The sequence below is a fragment of the Bradyrhizobium sp. JYMT SZCCT0180 genome (assembly GCF_018130165.1).
In the GTDB taxonomy this organism is placed as follows: Bacteria; Pseudomonadota; Alphaproteobacteria; order Rhizobiales; family Xanthobacteraceae; genus Bradyrhizobium.
In genome coordinates this window covers 241,560-265,146 of sequence record NZ_JAFCLZ010000005.1, presented here as the reverse complement: position 1 = coordinate 265,146, position 23,587 = coordinate 241,560, and the positions used below count along the sequence as shown (strand labels likewise).

The 23,587-nt window shown below is 62.4% G+C and carries 23 protein-coding genes; 14 read left to right on the top strand and 9 right to left on the bottom strand.

Annotated features, from left to right (window positions below; translation table 11 throughout):
* The first annotated feature begins 249 nt into the window (after window positions 1-249).
* The 8 genes from JQ641_RS09825 to JQ641_RS09790 all read left to right on the top strand — a co-directional run bounded on the left by JQ641_RS09825 (window position 250) and on the right by JQ641_RS09790 (window position 8,582).
* On the top strand, window positions 250-1,734 hold the full coding sequence (locus tag JQ641_RS09825) for a 6-hydroxynicotinate reductase (protein ID WP_502754942.1): 1,485 nt from the start codon (window positions 250-252) through the stop codon (window positions 1,732-1,734).
* The gene (locus JQ641_RS09820) at window positions 1,731-2,639 is read left to right on the top strand and encodes a UPF0280 family protein (RefSeq protein ID WP_211995758.1); all 909 of its coding nucleotides are present in this window, start codon (window positions 1,731-1,733) and stop codon (window positions 2,637-2,639) included. The genes JQ641_RS09825 and JQ641_RS09820 overlap by 4 nt, the downstream gene beginning before the upstream one ends.
* 15 nt (window positions 2,640-2,654) lie before the next feature.
* A complete protein-coding gene (locus tag JQ641_RS09815; protein ID WP_211995757.1) occupies window positions 2,655-3,239 on the top strand; it encodes an amino acid synthesis family protein in 585 nt (194 codons plus the stop codon).
* A gap of 26 nt (window positions 3,240-3,265) precedes the next feature.
* Complete coding sequence (locus JQ641_RS09810; protein ID WP_211995756.1) at window positions 3,266-4,471, top strand: ABC transporter substrate-binding protein; 1,206 nt, start codon at window positions 3,266-3,268, stop codon at window positions 4,469-4,471.
* 235 nt (window positions 4,472-4,706) lie between these two features.
* Window positions 4,707-6,605: an ABC transporter permease gene (locus tag JQ641_RS09805; RefSeq protein ID WP_211995755.1), complete on the top strand. Its 1,899-nt coding sequence runs from the start codon at window positions 4,707-4,709 to the stop codon at window positions 6,603-6,605.
* Window positions 6,602-7,393 (top strand): ABC transporter ATP-binding protein, encoded by a 792-nt coding sequence (locus JQ641_RS09800; protein ID WP_211995754.1) that lies wholly within the window; start codon window positions 6,602-6,604, stop codon window positions 7,391-7,393. Before JQ641_RS09805 ends, JQ641_RS09800 begins: the two co-directional genes overlap by 4 nt.
* Window positions 7,390-8,094 (top strand): ABC transporter ATP-binding protein, encoded by a 705-nt coding sequence (locus tag JQ641_RS09795; RefSeq protein ID WP_211995753.1) that lies wholly within the window; start codon window positions 7,390-7,392, stop codon window positions 8,092-8,094. Before JQ641_RS09800 ends, JQ641_RS09795 begins: the two co-directional genes overlap by 4 nt.
* A 32-nt stretch (window positions 8,095-8,126) precedes the next feature.
* Window positions 8,127-8,582, top strand: coding sequence for a MarR family winged helix-turn-helix transcriptional regulator (locus JQ641_RS09790; RefSeq protein WP_211995752.1), 456 nt, complete (start codon window positions 8,127-8,129; stop codon window positions 8,580-8,582).
* 178 nt (window positions 8,583-8,760) lie between these two features.
* On the opposite strand, the gene JQ641_RS09785 is transcribed toward JQ641_RS09790, so the two are convergent.
* Together JQ641_RS09785 and JQ641_RS09780 are read right to left on the bottom strand one after the other, a co-directional pair.
* A complete protein-coding gene (locus JQ641_RS09785; RefSeq protein ID WP_211995751.1) occupies window positions 8,761-9,429 on the bottom strand; it encodes a hypothetical protein in 669 nt (222 codons plus the stop codon).
* 2 nt (window positions 9,430-9,431) lie between these two features.
* Window positions 9,432-10,832: a selenium-binding protein SBP56-related protein gene (locus tag JQ641_RS09780; RefSeq protein ID WP_211995750.1), complete on the bottom strand. Its 1,401-nt coding sequence runs from the start codon at window positions 10,830-10,832 to the stop codon at window positions 9,432-9,434.
* Between the two features lie 351 nt (window positions 10,833-11,183).
* On the opposite strand from JQ641_RS09780, the gene JQ641_RS09775 reads away from it, so the two are divergent.
* A complete protein-coding gene (locus JQ641_RS09775) occupies window positions 11,184-11,972 on the top strand; it encodes a bestrophin-like domain (protein ID WP_211995749.1) in 789 nt (262 codons plus the stop codon).
* A 219-nt stretch (window positions 11,973-12,191) separates the two neighbouring features.
* On the opposite strand, the gene JQ641_RS09770 is transcribed toward JQ641_RS09775, so the two are convergent.
* Window positions 12,192-13,763 (bottom strand): winged helix-turn-helix domain-containing tetratricopeptide repeat protein, encoded by a 1,572-nt coding sequence (locus tag JQ641_RS09770; RefSeq protein ID WP_211995748.1) that lies wholly within the window; start codon window positions 13,761-13,763, stop codon window positions 12,192-12,194.
* Between the two features lie 97 nt (window positions 13,764-13,860).
* On the opposite strand from JQ641_RS09770, the gene JQ641_RS09765 reads away from it, so the two are divergent.
* On the top strand, window positions 13,861-14,181 hold the full coding sequence (locus JQ641_RS09765) for a DUF1127 domain-containing protein (RefSeq protein ID WP_349628525.1): 321 nt from the start codon (window positions 13,861-13,863) through the stop codon (window positions 14,179-14,181).
* Here JQ641_RS09765 and JQ641_RS09760 read toward each other — a convergent pair.
* The gene (locus JQ641_RS09760) at window positions 14,171-14,575 is read right to left on the bottom strand and encodes a hypothetical protein (protein WP_211995747.1); all 405 of its coding nucleotides are present in this window, start codon (window positions 14,573-14,575) and stop codon (window positions 14,171-14,173) included. The genes JQ641_RS09765 and JQ641_RS09760 overlap by 11 nt on opposite strands.
* 413 nt (window positions 14,576-14,988) lie before the next feature.
* Here JQ641_RS09760 and JQ641_RS09755 point away from each other — a divergent pair, with 413 nt between their 5' ends.
* Entirely contained in the window at window positions 14,989-16,578 is a 1,590-nt protein-coding gene (locus tag JQ641_RS09755; RefSeq protein ID WP_211995746.1) for an ATP-binding protein, read from the top strand.
* Between the two features lie 83 nt (window positions 16,579-16,661).
* On the opposite strand, the gene JQ641_RS09750 is transcribed toward JQ641_RS09755, so the two are convergent.
* The gene (locus tag JQ641_RS09750; RefSeq protein ID WP_211995745.1) at window positions 16,662-17,633 is read right to left on the bottom strand and encodes an ABC transporter substrate-binding protein; all 972 of its coding nucleotides are present in this window, start codon (window positions 17,631-17,633) and stop codon (window positions 16,662-16,664) included.
* Window positions 17,634-17,835: 202 nt separating this feature from the next.
* Between JQ641_RS09750 and JQ641_RS38830 the strand changes: the two genes are divergently transcribed.
* Window positions 17,836-18,048: an SAM domain-containing protein gene (locus JQ641_RS38830; protein ID WP_211995744.1), complete on the top strand. Its 213-nt coding sequence runs from the start codon at window positions 17,836-17,838 to the stop codon at window positions 18,046-18,048.
* 129 nt (window positions 18,049-18,177) lie between these two features.
* On the opposite strand, the gene JQ641_RS09740 is transcribed toward JQ641_RS38830, so the two are convergent.
* The 3 genes from JQ641_RS09740 to JQ641_RS09730 form a co-directional block, all read right to left on the bottom strand.
* Complete coding sequence (locus JQ641_RS09740; RefSeq protein WP_249150300.1) at window positions 18,178-19,104, bottom strand: RNA-binding protein; 927 nt, start codon at window positions 19,102-19,104, stop codon at window positions 18,178-18,180.
* Between the two features lie 220 nt (window positions 19,105-19,324).
* Window positions 19,325-19,651 (bottom strand): GcrA family cell cycle regulator, encoded by a 327-nt coding sequence (locus JQ641_RS09735; RefSeq protein ID WP_211995743.1) that lies wholly within the window; start codon window positions 19,649-19,651, stop codon window positions 19,325-19,327.
* A gap of 38 nt (window positions 19,652-19,689) precedes the next feature.
* A complete protein-coding gene (locus tag JQ641_RS09730; protein WP_192734867.1) occupies window positions 19,690-19,872 on the bottom strand; it encodes a hypothetical protein in 183 nt (60 codons plus the stop codon).
* Window positions 19,873-21,085: 1,213 nt separating this feature from the next.
* On the opposite strand from JQ641_RS09730, the gene JQ641_RS09725 reads away from it, so the two are divergent.
* A complete protein-coding gene (locus tag JQ641_RS09725) occupies window positions 21,086-21,370 on the top strand; it encodes a hypothetical protein (RefSeq protein ID WP_211995742.1) in 285 nt (94 codons plus the stop codon).
* Between the two features lie 312 nt (window positions 21,371-21,682).
* Entirely contained in the window at window positions 21,683-22,234 is a 552-nt protein-coding gene (locus tag JQ641_RS09720) for a cytochrome P460 family protein (protein ID WP_211995741.1), read from the top strand.
* Window positions 22,235-22,362: 128 nt separating this feature from the next.
* On the opposite strand, the gene JQ641_RS09715 is transcribed toward JQ641_RS09720, so the two are convergent.
* Window positions 22,363-23,475: an NAD(P)H-dependent flavin oxidoreductase gene (locus tag JQ641_RS09715; protein WP_249150299.1), complete on the bottom strand. Its 1,113-nt coding sequence runs from the start codon at window positions 23,473-23,475 to the stop codon at window positions 22,363-22,365.
* Between the last annotated feature and the right edge of the window lie 112 nt (window positions 23,476-23,587).

The window sequence follows — 23,587 nt, the reverse complement described above, 5'->3', positions numbered from 1 at the left end:
GATCCCTGGCCCCGGTTGCGCTGCAAAATGTGGTGCGGACGTCCTTCGAAGATACCGTTTGTATACAAACGTGCAAGCGGGGCGTTCCGTAACGCAATGCCTTGCCCGCTTTATAAACACGGCGCGAGGCAAATGAGTTTTTATGCGGCAATCGCGGTTTTTCGCTTGGGGCCCCGCTTGACAGGGTTTCCGTCCGCGCGCAACATCGTTCGTATACGAACAAAATGATCGTCTCGCGGGAATGCGGGTATGATCGGCGCCTCCCAGCGAGCGGGCTTGTTCACGATGACGGATACGACGACTGCCGGTGGCGACAAGATCCGCTGCGATGCCTGTCCGGTGATGTGCTACATCAAGCCGGGCGCGGCGGGCGCGTGCGATCGCTACGCCAATCATGACGGCGTATTGGTGCGCGTTGATCCGCATATCGTGCTGGAGCGAACCGTGTCGCATGGCGGACGGCTGGTGCCGTTCCAGGCCGGCGGCGGCGATTGGGACGGCAAGCTGGTCCGTGAGCCCAATGTGTTCGTGACCGCGATCGGCGCCGGCACGACGTACCCCGATTACAAGCCGGCGCCCTTCATCGTGTCCTCGGAGATCGACGGCGTCGACATGGTCACCGTCGTGACCGAAGGCATTTTCAGCTATTGCGGCGTCAAGGTGAAGATCGACACCGATCGCCATCTTGGCCCCGAGACCGCGACCGTCCGCGCGCAGGGCGAGGCGATCGGCCATGTCACAACAGGCGAATATGGCTCGCAGATGCTCTCGCTCGGCGGCGTGCATCACCTGACCGGCGGTTCCAAGAAAGAGGGGCGCGTCACCTGCGACGCGCTGATGGACCTGTCCAATTGCAAGCCGGTCGAACTCACGATCGACGGCGGCGCGACCGTCGTGGTGCAGGCCGGATACCCGCCGATCGTCAACGGCGTGGCGGAAGAACGGATGCGGGTCGGCTGCGGTTCGGCCACGATCGGCATGTTCGCCAAGCAATGGCACGGCAAGGTCGATGAGGTCGTGGTCGTGGACGACCACATCACCGGCGTTCTCTCGGAGCATCAGGCCGGCAAGCTGCTCGATATTCCCGATACCGGGATCAAGATGAAGGGACGGCGCTCGACGCCGGGCCGTTATTTCCAGGTTGCCGAGCCCGGCACCGGCTGGGGCGGCACCAAAATCTCCGATCCGCTGTCGGTGCTGGGCCCGTTCAATCCGAAGGAAGCGCGCCCGGGCTTGACCATGCTGATGGTGTCGACCACCGGCGAGCATGCGGCCTATTACGTGCTCGACGAGGCGCTCAGGCCGGTCGAGACGCAGATGCCGCTCGATCTGAAGCTTTCGGTCGAGCGTATCCAGGAAAATTGTGAACCGGCGCTATGCACGGTGTTGTTCATGGGTGGCGCCGGCGGCTCGCTGCGCGCCGGCGTCACCGACAATCCGGTGCGGCTGACGCGGTCGGTCAAGGACGCGCTGACGCGGGTCACCAGCGGCGGCGCGCCTGTCTATGTCTGGCCCGGCGGCGGTATCACCTTCATGGTCGATGTCACGCAGATGCCGGCGGGCGCCTTCGGCTATGTGCCGACGCCTGCCTTGGTGGCACCGATCGAGTTCACGCTGCGGCTTTCGGACTATGCGGCGCTGGGCGGCCATATGGATTATGTCGTTCCGCTCGCATCGCTCAAGGACAACACCGAGATCCGCCCGATGCCCTACATCCCGGGACGGCACGCATGAAACGCCTCCCGCAAATTGCGCTCCTTCCTGACGGCAAGCGGCTGCATTTGCAGGATGGTCCAATCGATCTGATCGTCGAGGCCAGCGGCAATTTGGCGGAAGTCCGCGCCGCCTATGACGCTGCGACGCGGCGTTTCACCGGCCTGCTCGATGAACTCTGCGAGGAATTAACGACACTTCGCCAGGCGGCTGATCCTGTGCGGTGCGCACCGAAAGGCGTCGTCGCGCGCCGCATGCATGCGGCGGTGGCGCCGTTTGCCGCCGATTGTTTCATCACGCCGATGGCGGCGGTAGCGGGCTCGGTTGCTGAAGAGATTCTCGGCGCGATGGTGGGCGCGGCGCGTCTCGATCGCGCCTATGTCAATAATGGCGGCGACATCGCGCTGCATCTGACCGGCGGCGAACAATTCACCGTCGGTCTGATGGACCGGCCGGACCGGCATGGCCTGATGCGCACGATGGTCGTCGATGCCGACGACCCGGTCCGCGGCGTCGCGACCAGCGGCCGCCATGGCCGCAGCTTCTCGCTCGGCATTGCCGACGCCGTCACCGTGCTGGCGCGAACGGCCTCGCAAGCCGATGCCGCCGCCACCATCATCGCCAATGCCGTGGATCTGCCCGGCCACCCCGCGATTGTCCGCTGTCCGGCCAATGAATTGCAGCCCGACAGCGATCTCGGCACGCGCCTCGTCACCCGCGACGTCGGCCCGTTGACCGAAGCCGAGGTCGAAGCCGCGCTGGAGGCGGGGGCGCACTGTGCGCAACAATTGTTCGCAGCCGGATTGATCGAAGGCGCGGCGTTACGCCTGCTTGGCGAAACGCTCGTGGTCGGAACTACTGGCGGCGCTGCGCCAGCGTTGCAGGCCCATCACGGAAGCGCGATACAAAGTGCAGTTCATGCTTGAGCGGGAAAAAGGCCAATGAGCGCCATCATTCGCAAGATCGTCACGGTGGTCGAGGAAACCCATCTGGAGATGGGGCAGAAGGTGTCGCCGCCGACACGGCGTGCCGCGGCGATTGCCGTGATCGAAAATCCGTTCGCCGGAAAATATGTCGAGGACCTTTCGCCCCTGATCGCGATCGGGGAGGAACTCGGCGAATTGCTGTCGAAGCGGGCGGTGGCGGCGCTTGGGATCGACGGCGCCAAGGCGCAGAGTTACGGCAAGGCCGCAGCGGTCGGCGAAAACGGCGAACTCGAGCACGCGGCCGCGATCCTGCATCCCAAGATGGGCGCGCCGGTGCGCAAGGTGCTGAGCAAGGGCGCGGCGCTGATTCCGTCCTCGAAGAAGCGCAGCGGTCCGGGCACCACGCTGGATATTCCGCTCGGCCACAAGGACGCGGCCTTCGTGCGCAGCCATTTCGACGGCATGGAAGTGCAGATTAACGACGCGCCGCGCGCCAACGAGATCATGGTCGCGGTGGCCGTCACCGACAGCGGCCGGCCGCTGCCGCGGGTCGGTGGATTGACGGCCGCTGAAGTCAAAGGCGAAGACGGATTAAGATAATTTCTTCAACATTGGAGGGTGAGGGTATGCGACGAAGTTATTTGCTGGGAGCAGGATTGGCGATCGCGGTTACCGGCATGGCGAATGCCGCGATGGCGCAGAGCGGAGAGATCAAGATCGGCGAGATCAACAGCTATTCGCTGCTGCCCGCCTTCACCGAACCCTACCGCAAGGGCTGGCAGCTCGCGGTCGAGGAGGTCAACGCCGCCGGCGGCATCAACGGCAAGAAGCTCGTGGTCGTCTCCAAGGACGACGGCGGCAAGCCGGCTGACGCCACCACCGCCGCCAACGAACTGGTGTCGAGCGAGAACGTCGCGATGCTGACGGGCACCTTCCTGTCCAATATCGGCCTCGCCGTCAGCGATTTTGCAAATCAGAAGAAGGTGTTTTTTCTCGCAGCAGAGCCGCTGACCGACGCCATCACCTGGTCGAAGGGCAACCGCTACACGTTCCGCCTGCGGCCTTCCAATTACATGCAGGCGGCCATGCTGGTGGAAGAAGCCGCCAAGCTGCCGGCAAAGCGCTGGGCCACGATCGCGCCGAACTATGAATACGGCCAGTCGGCCGTCGCCGTGTTCAAGAAGCTGATGTCGGAGAAGCGCCCCGATATCGTCTGGGTCGACGAGCAGTGGCCGCCACAGGGCAAGATCGACGCGGGCCCGGTGGTGCAGGCTGTCGCCGCCGCCAATCCCGAGGCGATCCTCAACGTCACCTTCGGCGCCGATCTCGTGAAGCTCGTTCGCGAAGGCAATACGCGAGGCCTGTTCAAGAACCGTTCGGTGGTGTCCTTCCTCACCGGCGAGCCGGAATATCTCGATCCGCTGAAGGACGAAACGCCGGAAGGATGGATCGTCACCGGTTACCCCTGGTACGACATCAAGACGCCTGATCACGACAAGTTCCTGAAAGCCTATCAGGCGAAGTTCAACGACTATCCGCGCCTCGGCTCGATCGTCGGCTACCAGACCATCAAGGCGGCTGCAGCGATCCTCGCGAAAGCCAACTCGACCGATCCGGAGAAGCTGATCGCCGCAACTGAAGGGCTGTCGATGCCGTCACCGTTCGGCGAAATCACCTTCCGCAAGATCGATCACCAGTCGACGCTCGGCGCTTACGTCGGCAAGACCGCGCTGAAGGACGGCAAGGGCGTGATGGTGAATTCGGTCTATCGCAAGGGCACGGATTATCTCCCGAGCGATGCCGAAGTCGAAAAGCTTCGCCCGAAGGATTGATCTTACTTCTCCCTCGCCCCGCTCTTGCGGGGAGAGGGTCGGGGTGAGGGGCTCTGTCCGCGAGTGCAGTGCTCGTTGTTAGACCTGTACCCCCTCACCCGGATCGCAAGCGCGATCCGACCTCTCCCCGCAAGCGGGGAGAGGTAAGAAGGAGACCTCATCCTGAGGAGGCGCGAGCGCCGTCTCGATGGATGAGACCACCGACACTGAAACACGCGCGAGCAAAAGACCGCCCATGGCCTTCTACTTCGTTCAGTTCCTGACCGGTCTCGCCAGCGCGGCGTCGCTGTTTCTGGTCGCGTCGGGTCTGTCGATCATCTTCGGCGTGACGCGGATCGTGAATTTCGCCCATGGCGCGTTCTACATGCTCGGCGCCTATGTCGCGTTCACGCTGACCGAGCGCTTCTCCGGCGCGCTCGGCTTCTGGGGCGGCATCGTCGTCGCGGCGCTGGTCGTGGCCGTGGTCGGCGTGATCGTCGAGATGGTGCTGCTGCGGCGGATCTATCACGCGCCGGAGCTGTTCCAGCTGCTTGCGACCTTCGGCCTGACCCTGATGGTCGAGGACCTCGTGGTGCTGATCTGGGGGCCCGATGATCTCCTCGGCCGCCGTGCGCCGGGCTTCAAGGGCGCGGTCGATTTCTTCGGCCAGAACATTCCGACCTACGATTTGTTCCTGATCGCGATCAGTCCAATCGTGCTCGGCGGGCTCTGGCTGCTGTTCCAGCGCACGCGATGGGGCGTTCTGGTGCGCGCGGCGACGCAGGACCGCGACATGGTCGCAGCGCTGGGCGTCAACCAAAAATGGCTGTTCACCAGCGTGTTCGCGCTTGGCGTCTTTCTCGCCGCGCTGGGCGGCGCGCTGCAGATCCCGCGCGACGCGGTGCATCACGCGCTCGATCTGCGCATCATCGTCGACGTATTCGTCGTGGTCGTGATCGGCGGACTCGGCAGCATCATCGGCGCGTTCGTGGCCGCGGTGCTGGTGTCGGAGCTCAACGCCTTCGGCATTCTGATCTTCCCGAAGATTTCCATCATCCTGGTATTCCTGGTCATGGCGGTGGTGCTGATCGTCCGTCCGTGGGGCCTGTTCGGCAAGCCGGAAGCTGCCGCGCGCCGGACGCCGGGGCTGACGGTCAATCCCTGGCGGCCGCTGACGACAAACGAACGCTGGCTGGCAATGGCCGGGCTTGCGGTCGCGGCGATGCTGCCGCTGTTCGCCGGCAATTATGCGCTGACCGTCGGGTCGGAGATCGCGATCTTCGTGATCTTCGCCGCCAGCCTGCATTTCCTGATGTCGGTCGGCGGACTCGCCTCGTTCGGCCATGCGGCCTATTTCGGTCTCGGCGCCTACGGCGTCGCGTTCCTCGCCAAGATGGCGGGACTGCCGATGATCGTGTCCCTGCTCGTCGGCCCGCTGCTCGGTCTGGTCGGTGCAGCCATCTTCGGCTTCTTCGCCGTGCAATTGTCCGGCGTCTATTTCGCGATGCTGACGCTGGCGTTTGCGCAGATCGTCTGGTCGATCGCGTTCCAGTGGGTCACGGTGACCGGCGGCGACAACGGCATTTTGGGCGTATGGCCGGAGAAATGGGCGGCGGGTCCGGCGAGTTTCTACTGGCTGTCGCTTGGCGTCGCCGCGATCGCGGTGGCCATATTGCGGGTGATCGTGTTCTCGCCGTTCGGTTTCGCGCTGCGCGCGACCCGGGATTCGCTGCTACGCAGCGAAGCCATCGGCATCGACGGCAAGCGCGTGCAATGGACCGCCTTTGTGATTGCGGGCACGGTCGCCGGATTTGCCGGCTCGTTGTTCGCGTACCTGAAAGGCAGCGTGTTCCCCGACAGCCTCGGCATCTCGCTGTCGGTCGATGCGCTGGTGATGGTGCTGCTCGGCGGCGTCGAGACCGTCTCCGGCGCCGTGGTCGGCGCCATCGTCTTCAAGGCGCTCAACATCTGGCTGGTGAGCCAGACCGATTTGTCCAAGCTCGTGCTCGGCGGCTTCGTCGTGCTGATCGTGGTGGCCTTCCCCAAGGGCATCGTCGGCGTGCTGGAGACGATCCGCAACCGCCGCAAATCCTCGTCATCCGAATCATCGTCTAAGTCGTCCTTGGCCACTTCCCGGATCGAGACCGCCGAATGAGCATGGTCCCCACATTGCTGTCGGTCGAGAACCTGAGCAAATCCTATGGCGGGGTTCACGCCGTGCGCAGCGTTTCGTTTGCGCTGCGCGCCGGTGAAATCCTGGCGCTGATCGGACCCAATGGCGCGGGCAAGAGCACCTGTTTCGACATGCTCAACGGCCAGAACACCCCCGACAGCGGCCGGATCAATCTGCTGGGGGAAGACACCGTCGGTAAAAAGCCGCGCCAGGTCTGGCGGCTCGGTGTCGGCCGCACGTTCCAGATCACCGCGACGTTCCCGACCATGACCGTGCGCGAGAATGTGCAGGTCGCACTGGTGTCGTACGGGCGGCAATTATTCAATCTCTGGGGCTCGACGGCGAGTTACGCCCGCGAGGAAGCCGGCCGCCTGCTCGACCTCGTCGGCATGGGCGCCTATGCCGGGCGTCCCTGCGGCGAGCTTGCCTATGGCGACCTGAAGCGGCTCGAACTCGCAATCGCGCTCGCCAACCAGCCAAAACTTCTGTTGATGGACGAGCCGACCGCGGGCATGGCGCCGCGCGAGCGCATCGAATTGATGCGGCTCACCGCGCAGATTGCCCGCGAAAAATCGATCGGCGTGCTCTTCACCGAACACGACATGGACGTGGTGTTCGAACATGCCGACCGCATTCTCGTGCTCAACCGCGGCAGCCTGATTGCCGAGGGCACACCCGAACAGGTCCGCGGCAATCCGCAGGTCCGCGCCATCTATCTCGGCGAGGGCCTGGTCTATGATTCGCGCCACCGCGAGGGAGCCGGCGCATGAAGCTCTCGGTACAAGACCTCAACAGCTATTACGGCCCGGCGCATATCCTGTTCGATATCGCGCTCGAGGTCGGCGAGGGCGAGGTTGTCGCGCTGCTCGGCCGCAACGGCGCCGGCAAGTCCACCACCTTCCGTTCCATCGTCGGTCTGGTCCAACAGCGCTCCGGCCGTATCCTGTTCGAAGGCAGGGACGTCTCCACCGAACCGACGCATGCGATCGTGCGCGGCGGGCTCGGCTACGTGCCGGAAGAGCGGCGCATCTTCACGGATCTGACGGTCGAGGAAAATCTCGAGGTCGGCCGCCAGCCGAAGCGTCCCAATGCGCCGTATTGGACCCGCGAAAAGCTGTTCACGCTGTTTCCGAACCTTGGCGAGATGCGGGGGCGTCCCGGCGGGCGCATGAGCGGCGGCGAGCAGCAGATGCTGACGATCGCGCGGACGCTGATGGGCAATCCATCCCTCGTGCTGCTCGACGAACCATCGGAAGGGCTGTCGCCGAAGATCGTGGAGCAGATGGTCGACGCCATCCTGGCCATGAAGAAGGAAGGCGTCAGCATCCTCGTCTCCGAACAGAATTTGCATTTCGCCCGGCTGATCTGCGACCGCGCCTACATCATCGAGCGCGGCAAGATCTGCTATGGCGGCACGATGGCTGAACTCGACGCGCGTCCGGACATCCGCGACGCGCACCTGTCGCTGTGACCGGCGGCGGCAAACAAGAAGAGAGAGCGCAGATGGGCAGGAGTGTTTCGGCGAAACGGAGCGTCAAGCCTGCGCGGCCGTCCTACATTCTGGACGAGCAGGTCGGCTTCATCCTGCGCCAGGTCTGGCAACGCCATTCGACGATTTTCGCCCGCGAGATCGGCATCAATCTGACCCCGACGCAATGGGCGGCCGTTTCGAAACTGGCCGAGACCGGACCGTGCTCGCAGAATCTGCTTGGACGCCTGACCGCGATGGACGTTGCCACCATCAAGGGCGTGATCGACCGCCTCACCGCGCGCGGCCTGACCGAGACCAGCCCCGACCCCGAGGACGGCCGCCGCCTGCTGGTGAGTCTCACGCGGGCAGGGCAGCAGCTCGCCGAAAAGGCCGCGCCCAACGCACTGGCGATCACCCGGGAAACCCTGGCGCCGCTCGACGCCAAGGAGCGCGAGACGTTGATGGCGCTGCTGGACAAGCTGCGCTGACGCGAATCGTAGGGTGGGCAAAGGCGCAATTGCGCCGTGCCCACCATCTATCCCAGTCGCTGGTTTGAATTGGTGGGCACGCTTCGCTTTGCCCACCCTACGCCTGCTGCGGTGACGCGGGCGCTTGTTCTGCTCAGTGTGAATCGCGGTCACGCCGCATCATCGCGCAGCGTTCGCGCTACTCCGCTAGGCTGAGCACCAGTGCAACAGCTCCGACCAGGATGAGGCTGATTGCCCATGACGTATCCAGATTGAACCAGCTCCGCGATACGAATTTGAGGCCGAGATAACGGTACACCAGCCACGCCAGGAATCCGCCGGCGGCAATCATCGCGATGGCGTGGACGACGGCGACCAGCCCGGCCATACCGATATTGGCATTGATGAGGCTCAAAGCCGCCTCGTGGCCTTTGTCGAGGTCGGCCTCCCGGCAGAGCCCGAGATAGATCGGCACCAGCATCAGCCCCGCGCCGTGCGCGATTGCCACGGCAAAGGACCACAGCCCCAGTTGCGTCGGCCGTATCCGCGCCAACGCTCTTGGATGGCGCCGATCGGCAAGGCGGAAGATACCGAACGCGATGACAAGGAAGCTGGCGCCGATCTGGATCTGGCGCTGCCATTCGACGAGGGTGACCAGCAGCGCGAAGGGTAAGAGCACCAGCAGCATCGCCAGCAGATGGCCGGCCGTCAGCGGCACCAGCGCGGCGCCGAGGGCACGCGTCGTCCGTTCCATCAATCCGGCGGATACAGCGAGCGGCCATCCCATTCCCGGATTTACGCCGTGGTAGAGGCCGCTCGCGATGACAGCCAGCCAGAGCCAAGCCGGTGTCCAATCCGCCGTGCTCACATTCAAGCCGACGGATAGCAGAATGAATCGGTCGAACAGTCTCCACCATCGAGCCTGATCTGATGCGCGCGGTATCCGTCGGGGAAGCTCACGCAATAGTCCTTTGCCAGTTCGAGGCCGCCCTTCGGGTTTGCATTGGCCATCACCTCGACGCCCGGAATGCCCTGCGGATAGAATTGGTCGTCCCAGGTCGAGTAGAGCGAGTTGGTCCAGTAGACGCGTTTGCCGTCGCGGCTGATCTCGACCATCTGCGGTCCGCCGGCATAAGCCTTGCCGTTCGGATGAGGCGTGCGGCGTGCGATGCCCCCGATATGGACCGATCCGGCAAGCTCGGGCTTTCTGGGATCACTGACATTGTATTGACGCATCTCGCCGGTGCCCCAGCAGGCGACGTAGAGAAACTTGTCGTCCATCGACAGGTCGATGTCGGACACCAGCGGCGGCACGGCGCCAAAGCCCTGCAGAAGCGGCGGCAACTGGTCCTTCGACGCGGGCTCGGGCGGAATCGTCGCCGTCTTCTCGATGTGAAATTTTCCGCCATCGCGCCACCAGGTCCAGATCGAGCCTTCCAGGTTCGTGGTGTCGACCACGACGCCCAGGAACCCGTACTCCTTGACGGGATCATGCGCCGGACGCACCTCCAGCGCCATTTGGTGGTTGGCGCCGAGGTCGATGGTCTGGACGTTTCGCCGGGCCCGCAGGTCCCAGAAGTGGATCCGATGGCCGTACTTGTTCGAGAGCAGATCCTCCGGCACGATCCCGTTCTCGAACTGCGGCGGCAGCGCCCACTCGCTGCTCACCATGTAATCGCGCGGCAGGTTCCACCAGAAATCATAGTGCTTCTCTTGAGGACCGCGATCGATCTCCCACCGTCCGAGCACTTCGAATGTCTCGCAATCCATGATGAAGATGCCGGGCGGTCCATCGGTACCGTCCTTGCCGCCGCCGCCGAGCGTAGAAACGTAGATGCCATCCGGCCCGCAATGGATCGTGTGCGGCCGGGAGTACCCGGTCTTCTTGAAGACCTCTTCGGGCTCGATGATCTTGTGAATCTTCGCCTGGGTGGGATCTGGTTTGGTATCGACGATGTAGATCCGGGAGGACCGCATACCGGGGATGATGAGGTAGCGGCGCTCGAGGAAGGCGTGCCCGGTGAGCGGTGACAAGGCCGATGAGCAGGCGTTCCATCCGAAATGGTGAAACTCGTCGCCCTTGTTGGGCATCGTCACGGTGTGGACGATCTGGCCGTAACGCGAAGAGCCGGGCTTGGCGTCGATCACGGCAAGCGCGTCGGGCTTTGAAAAGTCCGGGCTGAGCAGCAAGGTGTAGGCGTAGCTCTCTGGCGGAGCTTCCATCGCAAGCTTCGGCGACGCGTGAAACGTGGGGTCTGGCCTCATCGTCATCGTACTGCCTCCCTGTTTGCCTTGGTGGGTACCAACATGGCTCAGCGGCATGCAGCAGAACTAACCCGGCCCGTTTAAGTCCTCTTGACTGTGCCGCCGGCGGGGTTCGCTTGATGTGATCATACACCTCAATGCCATCAGGTGAAAGAAACGATCCGGGCTCCGATCCCGCGGCTGCCGGGAAGGCCGCACCGCACGCGCCCGCCGTCTCGAGACAAATGCCGGCGGCACTCAACGTCAGGGAGAGCGCGATGCTGATGGGTTTGTTGAACGAGATGCGGTGATTGCGGATAGGGCGGGAATTTCACATAATTGCGTCGGGTTGGATCCAGGCACGGGGCGGGGAGCGTAATGAGCGACTGGTTGCACAATCTGCCTGTGCCAGTGATGGCGCTTTCGATCTTCGCATTCACCTATCTGCTTGCCATCATGATCTTCGCAGCGGTTGCCGCACTCGCGACGGGAGAACGCGCAAAATCATTCCAGGCGATTTCGCCGGGCATGCTGCCGGTGCTGGGTATCATCTTCGGCCTGTTCGTCGCCTTCACCGCCGCCCAGGTCTGGAGCGACAATGATCGCGCCAGTGCGGCGGTGAGCCGTGAAGCCAGCGCGTTGCGGGCCACCGTGCTGCTCGCCGCCGGCCTGCCGCCCGAACAGGAGGGCCGGGTGCGCGATCTCGTTCGCGGCTATATCGAGCAAACCGCCAAGGTTGAATGGCCGATGATGGCAGGGCAGACAGCCTCGCTGAGGCCGGCTCCTCCCGCTCTCACCGAGGCGCTGCAACTCGTTGTCTCGATGTCGCCGCAGGGGGCGGGTCAGCAGACGGCGCAGCGCGAGATCATCAGCGCATTGGGAGTAGCGCTGGATGCGCGCCGGCAGCGGATCATCATCAGCCAGGCGGAAGTCAATCCGGTGAAATGGTGGAGCCTGTATTTGCAGGCGATTTGCGAACTCTTCGTGATCGCGCTCGTTCACTGCGGCAACCGGCTGGCATCGGGGATTGCGATGGCGCTGTTCGCGACCGGCGTCGCCGCCTCGGTGTTACTGATCGCCGCCCACGACCGGCCATTCACCGGTCAAATTTCAGTCGGACCGGAGCCGCTACTGCAGATCATGCCGGATGCGTCGACGGGCCGGTGAGCGCTGTATTCTGCGAGCGGGAGATCAAACGAGGCCCGGAGTGCCTAGGAGTCCGGGCCTCGCGATCAAACAACCCCTTGGACATCGGTGTGATGACCGAAGTCCATCCCCCAGCTGTTCGCGAACGTCTTATAGGCAATGTCGCTTAAGGTGACTAACCCGGGGAACTACGGGGGCGCGCTTCTATCCCGACAACTGTGGCACACTTGCGATTGCGCACTAATCAGGAACGCCGGCGCGGCGAAGCCCTTCGTAATAAGGCTCGAACTTCTCGCGCCTGCTGATCGGATAGCGGCGAATGTGCCGGCTTATTGAGAATTGCGGATCGAGCCCGAGCAGCGTTTCCGCGGCCATCTTCGCTTCTGCGTCTCTGCCAGTCGAGGCTGCGCTCGAAGCAAGAGCGGCCCAACCGGGCACATAGTTCGGATTGTGCTGCACGGCTCGATGGGCCCAGTCATGTGCCGTTTCGAGGTTTCCACCGACATGGTGTGCCACCGCCAACGCCTGAAAGATCGCGTAACCACGGGAATCCCGCGGGCTGAGGCGTCTCGCATGGTTGAGGTGCTTGATGGCAAGTTCGGTATCGTCAGCCCGTGTTCTGACAATGCCGCTTTGCAGGTAGGCGTGCGCGTGGTTTGGGTTTACGGACAGCGCCTCGTCGATGTAGGCGATGCCTTTCGCAAGGTCATGAGCGAACCAGGCAAAGCAATGACCGGCAGTGCCGAGCATGACCGGATCGAGGCGGTCAGCGCGAAGCCCACGTTCGACGAGATCGAGGACCTCGGCACGTTCTCTCGCCTCGTCAACAGTCCAACCTTGCGTATACGTCTGTATGTAAGTGCGTGCCGCCAGGGCGTAGGCCGGACTAAACGTCGGATCGAGTATGATCGCCTGGAGGCAGCTGCTCAGCATGGCCTGAACGGCGTCACGCGTGAATGCGTCAGTCAACGCCAGGGCGCGCAGGTAGTAGTCGTAGGCGCCCAAATTCTCGGGCCGCTTTCGCCGTGTGCGCTCGATTTCAGCAAGCTGAATCGTGGGTTCCAGAATGCCCACGACCGCCTCGGTGATCCGGTCCTGCAAGTCGAACAAGTCTTCCGCTTCGCCGTCGTACTTTTCGCCCCACACATAGTTGCCGGTGGCCGTATCGACGAGCTGCGCAGTGAAGCGGACGCGGCTGCTGACTCGCCTGACGCTCCCCTCCAGCACATACCGTACGCCGAGCTCGCGCCCGACCTGGCGCACATCCACGGCACGACCTTTGTATGTGAAGCTTGAGTTACGAGCGATTACGAACAGCCAGCGGTGCCGTGAAAGCCCGGTCAGTATGTCTTCGGCCATGCCGTCGGCGAAGTATTCCTGCGCCGGGTCGCCGCTCATGTTCTGGAACGGCAGCACGGCGATGGAGGGCTTGTCGGGAAGCGCAAGAGCGGCCTTCGACGGCGCTGCCGGGATGTCGGCAACTGCTCCGCCTGCGCGCGGCTGCGTTTCCAGCACGGGACCGACAAAACGGAAGCCCTTGCGCGGCAGGGTCTTGATGAGGCGTTGTTCATGCCCGGTATCGCCGATCAGGCCGCGGGCGATATTCAGGCGGGTCGTCAGTGCCGCATCGGATACGATTCGCCCGTTCCAGATCGCGCTGATGAGGTCATCCTTGCTGACGACGCGCTCCCTGTTGCGGATCAGGTAGTCGAGCAGGTCGAATACCTGGGGCGCGATGGCGACGACGTCCGCCCCGCGCCATAGCTCGCGCCGGTCAGTGTCAAATGCGAATTCCCCGAAAAGATAGCGCAAACTGCCATTCCCTTGGGACAGCTCCCATCGTCAATCGGGAGCTCCGGCACCGCTAGAGCGCAAAGAGTAAGCCGCTGGTGAGGTAAATGTAAGCCCAATGTTAAGCGGCCCGTGCCCCGCCTTGGCATCCTCTCCTGGGGTAACACCTGCCCCGGGAGATACCGAAATGAGCATGACCCATAGTGCAGGCGGATTGGGACACACGACCGACTCTACGTCGCGCATCATCAGCTCCCTCAGGAGCTGTTGGGGTGTGTTTCGAGAATGGCGTCAACGCGGACGCTCGGAGGATGAATTGTGCAGCCTGAGCGATCGGGCGTTAACGGATATCGGCATGACGCGCGGTGAGATCGAATACGTCGTCAGGGCCGATCGCCATGTCTCAAAGGTGCCAACAGGGGACCACGTTAGCTGTTAAAGCCGACATAGGCGATTAGGCCCTCAACGGACGTGGGAAGTTGCCCGCGCTCCTCGGACGGACTGAGCACAGCTTTCCCTTTTCCTGCCTTGGTTCTCCGTGCATCCAATACTGCGGATGCATAGCCGCGAAGCCAGCCCTTGACGACCTCCGTGCCGTTCGGCGCGGCCTGCTGGCCCGTGACGATTACCCTGCTATTTCGCTCGTCTACCCCAAGCGCGAGACGAACTCCCGCAGCCGTGAATGCAAATCCCTCACCGTTCTCGACCCACCAATGCTCCAGCCACATGCAAGCCTCACCGGCGCTACGAAAGACGGAGATGTCACCAGCGGTTGCCTCGTCGCGACTTTCATTCACGACGACAATGTCGGTAAGCCAATCGTTTGCCATCATGCGATGTTGCCAGTCCGCAAAGATGTCCGCAACGGGTCCAAACTCGGAAGCCTGACTGCGCAACCGGGAAGTCCGCTTTGCTCTCAGCAAGGATCATCTTCAGTCAGGCCTTCCAGGTCCGAAAAAGTACCAAATACCCGACATCATCCGCCGGTCAGGACAGGGAAGGTGGGACCGCGGGGGCGGTGCAACACGGATTATCTCCCACGCCGCAGAGCGCCTGCGTGCTATCGTTCTGGGTATTGAGAATATCGGTTAGCCCGGGACAGAGTTGCCATGAACCGGCGCGATTCCTCGGCGGCTCGGCCATCGCGTGGTGGCGCGCCTTCCCTGATGCGGGTGGGCAGGAATTGAGAAAGGTCTATCGAGTGGGCTTTCTAACATTGTCTCAACTCAAATAGGATATTCTGGACATGTCGACGCTCACCCCACATGGCGCGTGCCTGCTGTGGAAGCCGGAATTGATCTGGCTGAATGTCGTTTCCGACGCCATGCTCGCCGGCGCCTTTTTTGCAACCGCGTTCGTCCTCGGGTTTTTCGTGTGGCGGCGCCGCGATGTTATGTTCCGCAGCGTATTCTGGACATTCGCCATCTTCGCCGCATTCTGCGGGGTGACCCGTCTGCTGTCGATCCTCACTTTGTGGGTGCCGGCCTACGGCATCGAGGCCGTAACCAAAGGCGTCCTGGCGCTGATATCGGCCGTGATCACGGCGGCTCTGCTGCTGATGCTGCCGCGGATCCTGGTGCTGCCGACACGCAGGCAGCTTCAACAGGCCAATGCGGCACTTGAGGAGGAAATCCGACAACGGCGCAAGGCCGAGGCCATGGTCAGACGTTTTCAGGAGATAGAGGCGAGCGAGGCCCAGGTCCGGCAAGCGCAGAAGATGGAAGCCATCGGCCAACTCACCGGTGGTGTCGCGCACGACTTCAACAACATTCTGACCGTGATCACCGGAACCATCGAAATCCTCGGCGATGCGGTCAAGGATCGTCCGCATCTCGGGCAGATCACCGATATGATTGGCGCCGCCGCAGCGAGGGGGGCCGACCTGACGCGGCATTTGCTGGCCTTCGCCCGTCGCCAACCGCTGCAGCCGCGCAACACCGACGTCAACGTCCTGGTCATCGATGCAGTGCGGTTGCTACGACCGACCCTCAGCGAGCAGATCGAAATCGAATCGATGCTGGTGCACGATTCCGCACCGGCCCTGATTGATCCGAGCCAGCTCTCGACTGCGATCCTGAACCTTGCACTGAATGCGCGTGACGCCATGCCGAACGGCGGCAAGCTGACGCTCGAAACCAAGAATATCGTGCTCGACGAGAACTACGCCAGCATGAACAGCGAGGTTAATCCGGGCAACTACGTCATGATCGCGGTGAGCGACACAGGGGAGGGAATCCCCGGTAGCCTGCTCGACAAGGTGTTTGAGCCATTCTTCACCACCAAGGAGGTCGGGAAGGGATCGGGGCTCGGTCTCAGCATGGTCTACGGCTTCGTCAAACAGTCGAACGGGCATATCAAGATCTACAGCGAACAGGGCCACGGCACCACCGTGAAGCTTTACCTTCCGCAGGCGGCGGGTGTCCCGGTCGCGCTGGCTGCCGAGGCCGGCATCGCGGGGAACGAACACGGCGACGAATCCATCCTGATTGTCGAGGACGACGCGCTGGTGCGCGAATACGTCGTGGCCCAGATCAGCCGTTTCGGCTACCACACACAGGCCGCTGGCAATGCCGCCGAGGCGCTGGCGATCATTGATCGTCCCGAACGCATCGATCTGCTGTTCACCGACGTGATAATCCCCGGAGGACTGAACGGCCGTCAGCTCGCGACCGAGGCGCTGAAACGCCGTCCGGGACTAAAGGTGCTTTATACGTCCGGCTATACCGAGAACGCCATCGTCCACCATGGCCGGCTCGATGCGGGCGTGCTGCTACTCCCGAAGCCTTACCTCAGCTCCGATCTCGCGCGGATGCTTCGGACCGCGCTGGCATCGTGAATTCTTCGGAATGAGGAGGCGCTCCCTTATTCTCAGGACAGGCGGGTGTCTCAAAGTTGCCCGGAAGCAGACACCGCTTGAAATCAGTCGATCACTTCATCGGCGCGCTGCTGGAGAAACAGCGGCACCTCGAGCCCAATCGCCCTTGCGGCCTTGAGATTGATCATCATCTCGAACTTGGTTGGCTGCTCGACAGGCAAATCGGCGGGCTTTGCTCCTTTCAGGATCTTGTCAACATACGTTGCTACCCGACGATAGACGTCAGGGAAACTCGGTCCGTAAAAGATCAGCCCGCCTGCTTCCATAAACTCCCGGCCGCCGTAGATTGCCGGCAGGCGACTCTTTGCGGCAAGATCTGCGATCAGACCGCGGTGCGCCTGGGTCAGGGCCTCAAGTCCCACTATGATCGCGTCGGAACTGTTGTCGAGCGCAGCAAAGGCCTGCTCGATGTCCTCGCGCTTGCGAACGTCGAACAACCTGAAGCGCCAGCCCCGGGACTGCGCGCCCTTCTGAAGTTCCTCCAATTGTGGAGCGGAGACGGGATTACCCATGTTCAGGAGCGCCGCGAGACCAGTGGTCGAGGGCGCGATCTCCTTGAGCAGTTCCATGCGCTTGGTTTCAAGCTCGGGCTGCACCCCGCTGAAACCCGTGATGTTGCCGCCTGGCCGCGCGAGGCTGTCGACCACGAGCAGCGGCTCGCCGACGATCATGACCGCAGGAATGGTGCGTGTCGCCCGCTTGACCGCAAGGGCGGCTGGTGTGCCGCGAGCGATGATCAGATCGGGATTGCGGCCGATCACTTCGGCCACAAGGCCGGGGTAGAGCGCGGCATTGCCGTCTGCGGACCGATACTCCATGAGAAGATTGCGCCCCTCGACGTATCCAAGCTCTTCCAGACCGCGCCGCAAGGCAGCGAGGTTGGTCGCGTTGAGTTGCGCCGATGTCGGCTCGACCACTGCAATACGGTAGGTCCGGCGGGTCGGCTGTGCCTGTGCCGCGCGTTGTGGCGTTAATGACGCCGCGACAAGAGCTGCCAGAAATTCACGACGGTGCATGTTCACCTCGACGCTCTGGGATTGAAAAATAGTATCGGCTTCGGCGGGCTTGTACGAGACCCTTTGCGCGTCAGGGCCCTGTCCGCATTGGGTCCAGAAGCTGCGCTTCGCGTACGGTCAGGTCGTCGTTTCCCCGTACTCTCGCGGCCATTCTGCAACAGGTTGACAACTCGTGGTGCTCTGAAGGAGCGAGCCGGAGCCCATGGAAGTCGCGGCCTGGCAATGTAGTCTGGGGCTGGGACGATACGAACAGGCGTTCCGGGAGAACGACATCGACGGCGAGGTCCTTGTCGACCTGGTCGCCTCCACCCGGTTGCTGGCCGCGCATAAGCCACGACCGGATGTCATGGCCCTGTGGCACGAGGCGTGCAGTGTATGCAGTGCTGGGAATTTTAGTGTCCCAGTTCAGGAATAAGCGCCGCCGGGCGATCCATTTTGATCCCGGCGGCGTGTCTTTTTGATACCTGGCGCCGGCCAGGCCGCCAGCCACGGCCGTGGACACCGCGAGATGATGATTATCTCCGCGTTCGTAGCCTGCTGCCGTTTAGTGATGGGATATCTGAGGCCGCCGTTCCTTCGCTTCGTAGTATTCGGCCGAGAACTGAATTGACCATCGCGAGAAGAACGAACGCAGCTTCTGGGTGGGCTTTTCCACGCCGAACCGTTCGGCGACATGCACCCCGCGCAGCCACCTTATCGCCGATGTGAGGCCGGCGGTGCGCTCGAGCCTCTCGACCGCCGCGGCGCCGGCGGTCTCTGCCTGCCGATAGCGAAAACCGATCTTTTTGATCACATACAGGCGCCTGACGGTTTCATAGCTCCTGAACACGCGCCGCACGAACGGATGTTTCCGGGCCTGTGGCCAGGCTGCCGGGTACACCGGCAGCACCAACAGCTTGCTCTTGGCGATGACCGTTGCGAGCGGATGCAGGAGTTGCATCCAGGCTGGCCAGGACGTGACCTTGGCAAACAGTACCGCGTGCATCGCCGTCGCAGCCCCGAAAGAGATCGGGAGCCAAAGCACCGCACCCAGGATCACGAGCAATGCGGTGTTCGGCGTCAGGTGCCGGCATTTTCGGAACACCCATGCCATGCCGCTTTCAAAGGCAAGGTACACAGCATGTTCGAACGCCCGATAACTGATCTTGCGCCGGAGCCACGACCAGTTCCGGCGGATCGATGTACCCCACTGTCGACGTTTCGTCTCGGAAAGGGGCAGGAAGCCCAACGCGCCGTTTATGGCAGTAACGATGACATTGCCGAGAACCCTGACAGCGAAGAGCGGAAGCCAGACAACCTGCATTGCCAACGGGAAGGCGTAGTCGAGCAGCCGCATCAAGATCGATAGAATGAAACGCAGGATCTTGTTTGCGGCGAGCGCGACAGAAACAAGCGGGATGATGATCACATCGTCGAGGGCACCGGAGAAGCGGCTATCCTCGTTCCATGCCGGGTTATGATCATGGGTCACGGTGCAACGGCTCCGGGCCGAAGACAGGGGATCGTGCCGGCCCAGATTAGCACACTGTGAGGGCCAGCGGGTGGCCTCAGATGGGGTTGTTGGAGCGATGGCCCGAGGTCGGATTACCTCACGGCGCGTTCAGGTGCATCGGGGATTGCCGGCAACAAGGACCCCAGTCGAACTGAACGAGGTGCGGAGGCCGCGCCGCAACGATGTCGCGGTGGGCGGGCTAGCCCGTATTCCTGACGGCGTCAGCTAGCATGGCGTAAAGCTCGCGCTTGCTGAATTTCTTAGGCTGCCTCGCTACTGTCTTCCGCAACACATCCTTCGCCACCGGTCGGGCACAGTCGGCCAACAACGCCGGCCTTCGCTTCGGGACCGGCCTTATGTTGGGTTTTGCTGTTGGCGGCTTGTGACCGCGTTTCAGGCCCAAACGAGTTAGCCTGCCGCAGACCGCGTTACGGCTGCATCCGAAACGGCGCGCGATCTGCGCGGCGCTCTGTCCTACGGCCCAGAGTTCTTTGAGCAGCGCTACGTCTTTCGCATCCCAACTCATGCGAGACACTATACGCCAACTGCGAGCTGCAGGCTATTCTAGTCTTCGTCGGGTTCGCGCACGACCGGAGGTCGGTCGCCATTGTCCTCCTCGTCCTCTTCGTCTTCGTCGTCTTCCTCATCTTCATCGGGAACGCGGGGCGGCACCTCGTTGCCCATGATCACGAAGGGACTCCAGTCGATCAACCTCGTGAAAAATTCCTCCGGGATGTGTCGCTTCATGTTGATGCTCCTCGGATATGGACCCTGCGGGATTTTACCCCTTCTGCTCGGATCTCGGCATGAGGGTTAGCGCCGCACACCGTTTGCGGGAAGGGGCATTCATTTCGAGTTGCATTAGCGGCCGCGCTCGGCCCGACGAAGCCGCACCGGGCACGCCTATGGCCGGCGACCTCTTGTTGGCTTCGTCATGTCAGCGGCAGGCGGACATCCCATGATTTCGCCTTCAAGCCGCGCCCATCTCACGCCCTGAACCGATCTTACTCCGTAGCAATCGGCCCGGCCCGCCGATCTGAACTTCAGAGCAAGCTTGCGGAACGACCTCAGATCAACCCCATGAGGATGAACGCAGCGATCTCGATCAGGACTCCGGTCCCCAGGGTTGCGACGACCAGAAAGGCGTCGGCTGGCGATAAATCATGCATTGCGTACCTCGCAGTCTTGCGAAGCCCCGAGACCCATGAACTAAATTCACGTAATCGAAAAAGGTTGCGGTTCCGAAGGCGCTACCAAACATGGCTGGCGCCGAGGCCCGGAACGTCCAGACGCCATCTGCGTTTTATTGGATGGAGGATGGAATTCCCGCGCCGACGGGGACAGTCCCAACAGAGGCCATGTGGTGTAACGCCCGCATGACCTCTGTCTGCTATTGCGTACTACGGTGACAGGGCAATTCGTCGATAGCGCTCGATCAATGGTGCTCCCAGCTAAACTTCCCCTGAGTGCACCCTAACCGCAATTCGGGCGCGCTCATTCCCTGCGGTCATGCTGCCCGCTGCCGACGGCATGATCCGACGGGAATATGCTTTCGTAGATCGCACGGGCTTCCCGGATTAAACGGGCTCGCTCGAGTTCGGATTTCGGAACAAAACGGATAACTTCGCCCACGGGGCTCTCCAGGGTTGGAAAAACATTCGTCCAACAGTTGGTTCGGATATTCATGGTTGTAAGGTCCACTCCGATCACAAGAACTTATTTCTCGATGGATCCCGCGCTGTGAAAACCCCATCTCTTTTCGGGGGACACTGGAGGAAAACTGTGAGGGCGGGTTCCTTTCCGATGTAGGCGGCGCGAACCCGAAGGCCCCCGGGGGGCGATGGGTTCCGGCCACCGTGTTCTTACGGGTCGCAATTGGCAAACAGCTTGCGATGGGTGTGTCAGCTGTTCGGCATCCATGCACATAATGTGCCGAACCGGGCCAATTGGGAGCACGCAAATGGACATACAGGCTCGTTTTGAGACAGCGCGCGAAGGCGCTGTGCGAGAGATCGCAGCAATCGGCAAGATGTTGGCTGATCTTGTTCGCACCGTTCAACTGATCGAATCCGAAATCGCAGCCGAAGAGGAGCGCACCCGGGTTTCCGACCGATCCGACGTCAAATATCCGATACTGGCGAGGACGCTGATCGAGCGGCGCGACAATCTCAAGATGACTATTGCCGCCCTTGAACGGCGTCACAGCGAGCGAGCGCTGCGCCAAGAGGCAGCAACCGCGGCTTAACGGCACCGTCGCCGGGAGGCGCGGTGGCGGCTTTCGTCAGTTTCGAAACCGCGAGCTGCGCCTCCATTGCCCTCATCGCTGTAAGCGTTGACTTCCGCCAATGATCCTGGCGGGCGTCGTCGACAGTCCAGAAATACTGCCGCGCACCATGGCACCTGACCCATTTCGCAGTGCGGAAATCCATGATGTAATCATGTCTTCCGTGCGCAACGGTCGTCGCAGGCCTTGGCCTCCGAGAACACAATGCGACGACGCAACTTCCAACAAGGGGTTATCGACATCCGCCGCTGAACCGACGAGGGAGATGCGACAATGAACAGAAGCACGCTGATCAGTCTCAGTATTTTGGTATCGATCGCCGCAGCTGGTGTCGCGGTTTCCGCGCAGGACAAATACACTGTGCAAGTACCGAATGGCCTCGGGTTCTCTGAGTTCAGGGGATACGAGGACTGGCCCGTGATCGCGATCAGTCAGAGCGGAGGCAGGATCGCTGTGATCGTGGGAAATCCGGTAATGATCGACGCCTTCAGGGAAGGCGTGCCCGGCAATGGCAAGTCTTTCCCGGATGGTGCCAAGATGGCGAAAATTCATTGGAATTCGAAAAAACAAGAGGCGTATCCCGGTCAGCCAACGGTGCCGGGTACCCAGCATGACGCTGGTTTCATGGTGAAGGACAGCAAGCGGTTCGCGGACAGCGGCGGATGGGGATGGGCCGAGTTCTACTATGACGCGGCGTCCGACACGTTCAGGCCCGCCACTGCAGCGGACCGTCCGCCTCAGGAAAATGACGCGAAGTGCGGGTTCGCATGCCACTCGGCGGTGCAGAACCGCGACTACGTTTTCACGGAGTACGGAAAGAGGTGAGTATCGGATCGTATTGACGGACGGTCGTAACGGCCGCGCCGAATAATGGTGGATGTCCGCACCAGGCGACCCAGTGCGGAAATCGGCGCGCCGGCGAGTGGATATGGCAATCGAAATTGAGGAGAGGGCTAGGAACGCGAAAAAACGCGCAGGCGCTCTGACGTCGCTTCCGCAAGCTGCTCGACCAACGCGCCGGCAGTCGTGTCGCTGGCGAGTGCCGCGGATTGACCGGCAAACAACGCGGTAAGCTCCCTGTCTCCCGTGCCCCCGAGCGGCGCGGTGAGACTGAGCTGGCCGGGAAACGCCAGCGGCCTCAGCTCCGAGGCCACGAGGTCGTCAATCAGTCCGTTTTTCACATAGCGCGCCGGCCGGCCGGTGATCACGTCCGTGACGACAGTACAGGCGTCGGTGGGCTCGCGCAGCGCCGCGCGATGGGCATCGAGCACGTTGGCCTCCTCGCAGCGCAGGAAGGCCGTGCCCAACTGTACGGCGCTCGCGCCAAGGACAAAGGCCGCGGCCACCGTTCGCCCATCGGCCACGCCCCCGGCGGCAATGACGGGAACCCTCACCGCATCCACCACTTGCGGCAACAGCGCGAACAGGCCCGGCTGCATGCTGATGTCGACACCGGTGAAGGTGCCGCGATGTCCGCCGGCCTCGGTACCCTGTGCGATGATGGCGTCGACACCGCGCTGCTCAAGCATCCGTGCCTCGGCTACGGTCGTGGCGCTGGAAATGATGAAAATTCCGGTGTCTTTAATGGCGTTGATGACCTCCTGATCAGGCAGGCCAAAATGGAAGCTCACCATCTGTGGCTTGGCCCGCATCAGCATCGAAAGGTGTTCGTGGCTTACTTCACCCGCCGCACCTTTCGGTTCGGGCACCGCTCCGAGACCCTTCGCGTCGAAGTGCGCCTGCAGACGCGCCCGCATCGGCCCGCTGACGTCAGGGGTAAACCTGGGCTCCGGCCAGAGCGGATAGTTGACGTTGAGGCTGCCGCCGCTCAGCTGTTGGAAGCCGGCGATCCGCCGCTCTGCATCCTCGGCTGAAAACCCCCACATGCCGAGGCCCCCCAGACCACCAGCATTGCTGACCGCCGCGGCGAGTGCAGGTGTACTGAGCGAGCCCATCGGCGCCTGAAGGATCGGCCACTTGAGATTGAGCCTGTCGGTGAACGTGTTTTGGGACCACATCAATCGTTTTCCCATGACATGGACATCGGGCTCGAGCGCGTCAGGCATGCCCGCCTGGTCCTCTGTTTAGTTATAACCGTCGTAAGTATCTTGTAGTTGGCCGAAAGTCTCTCGCAATCCGATACGGCCGGGTGCCATCGCTGCCGGCGGCACGCGCCGT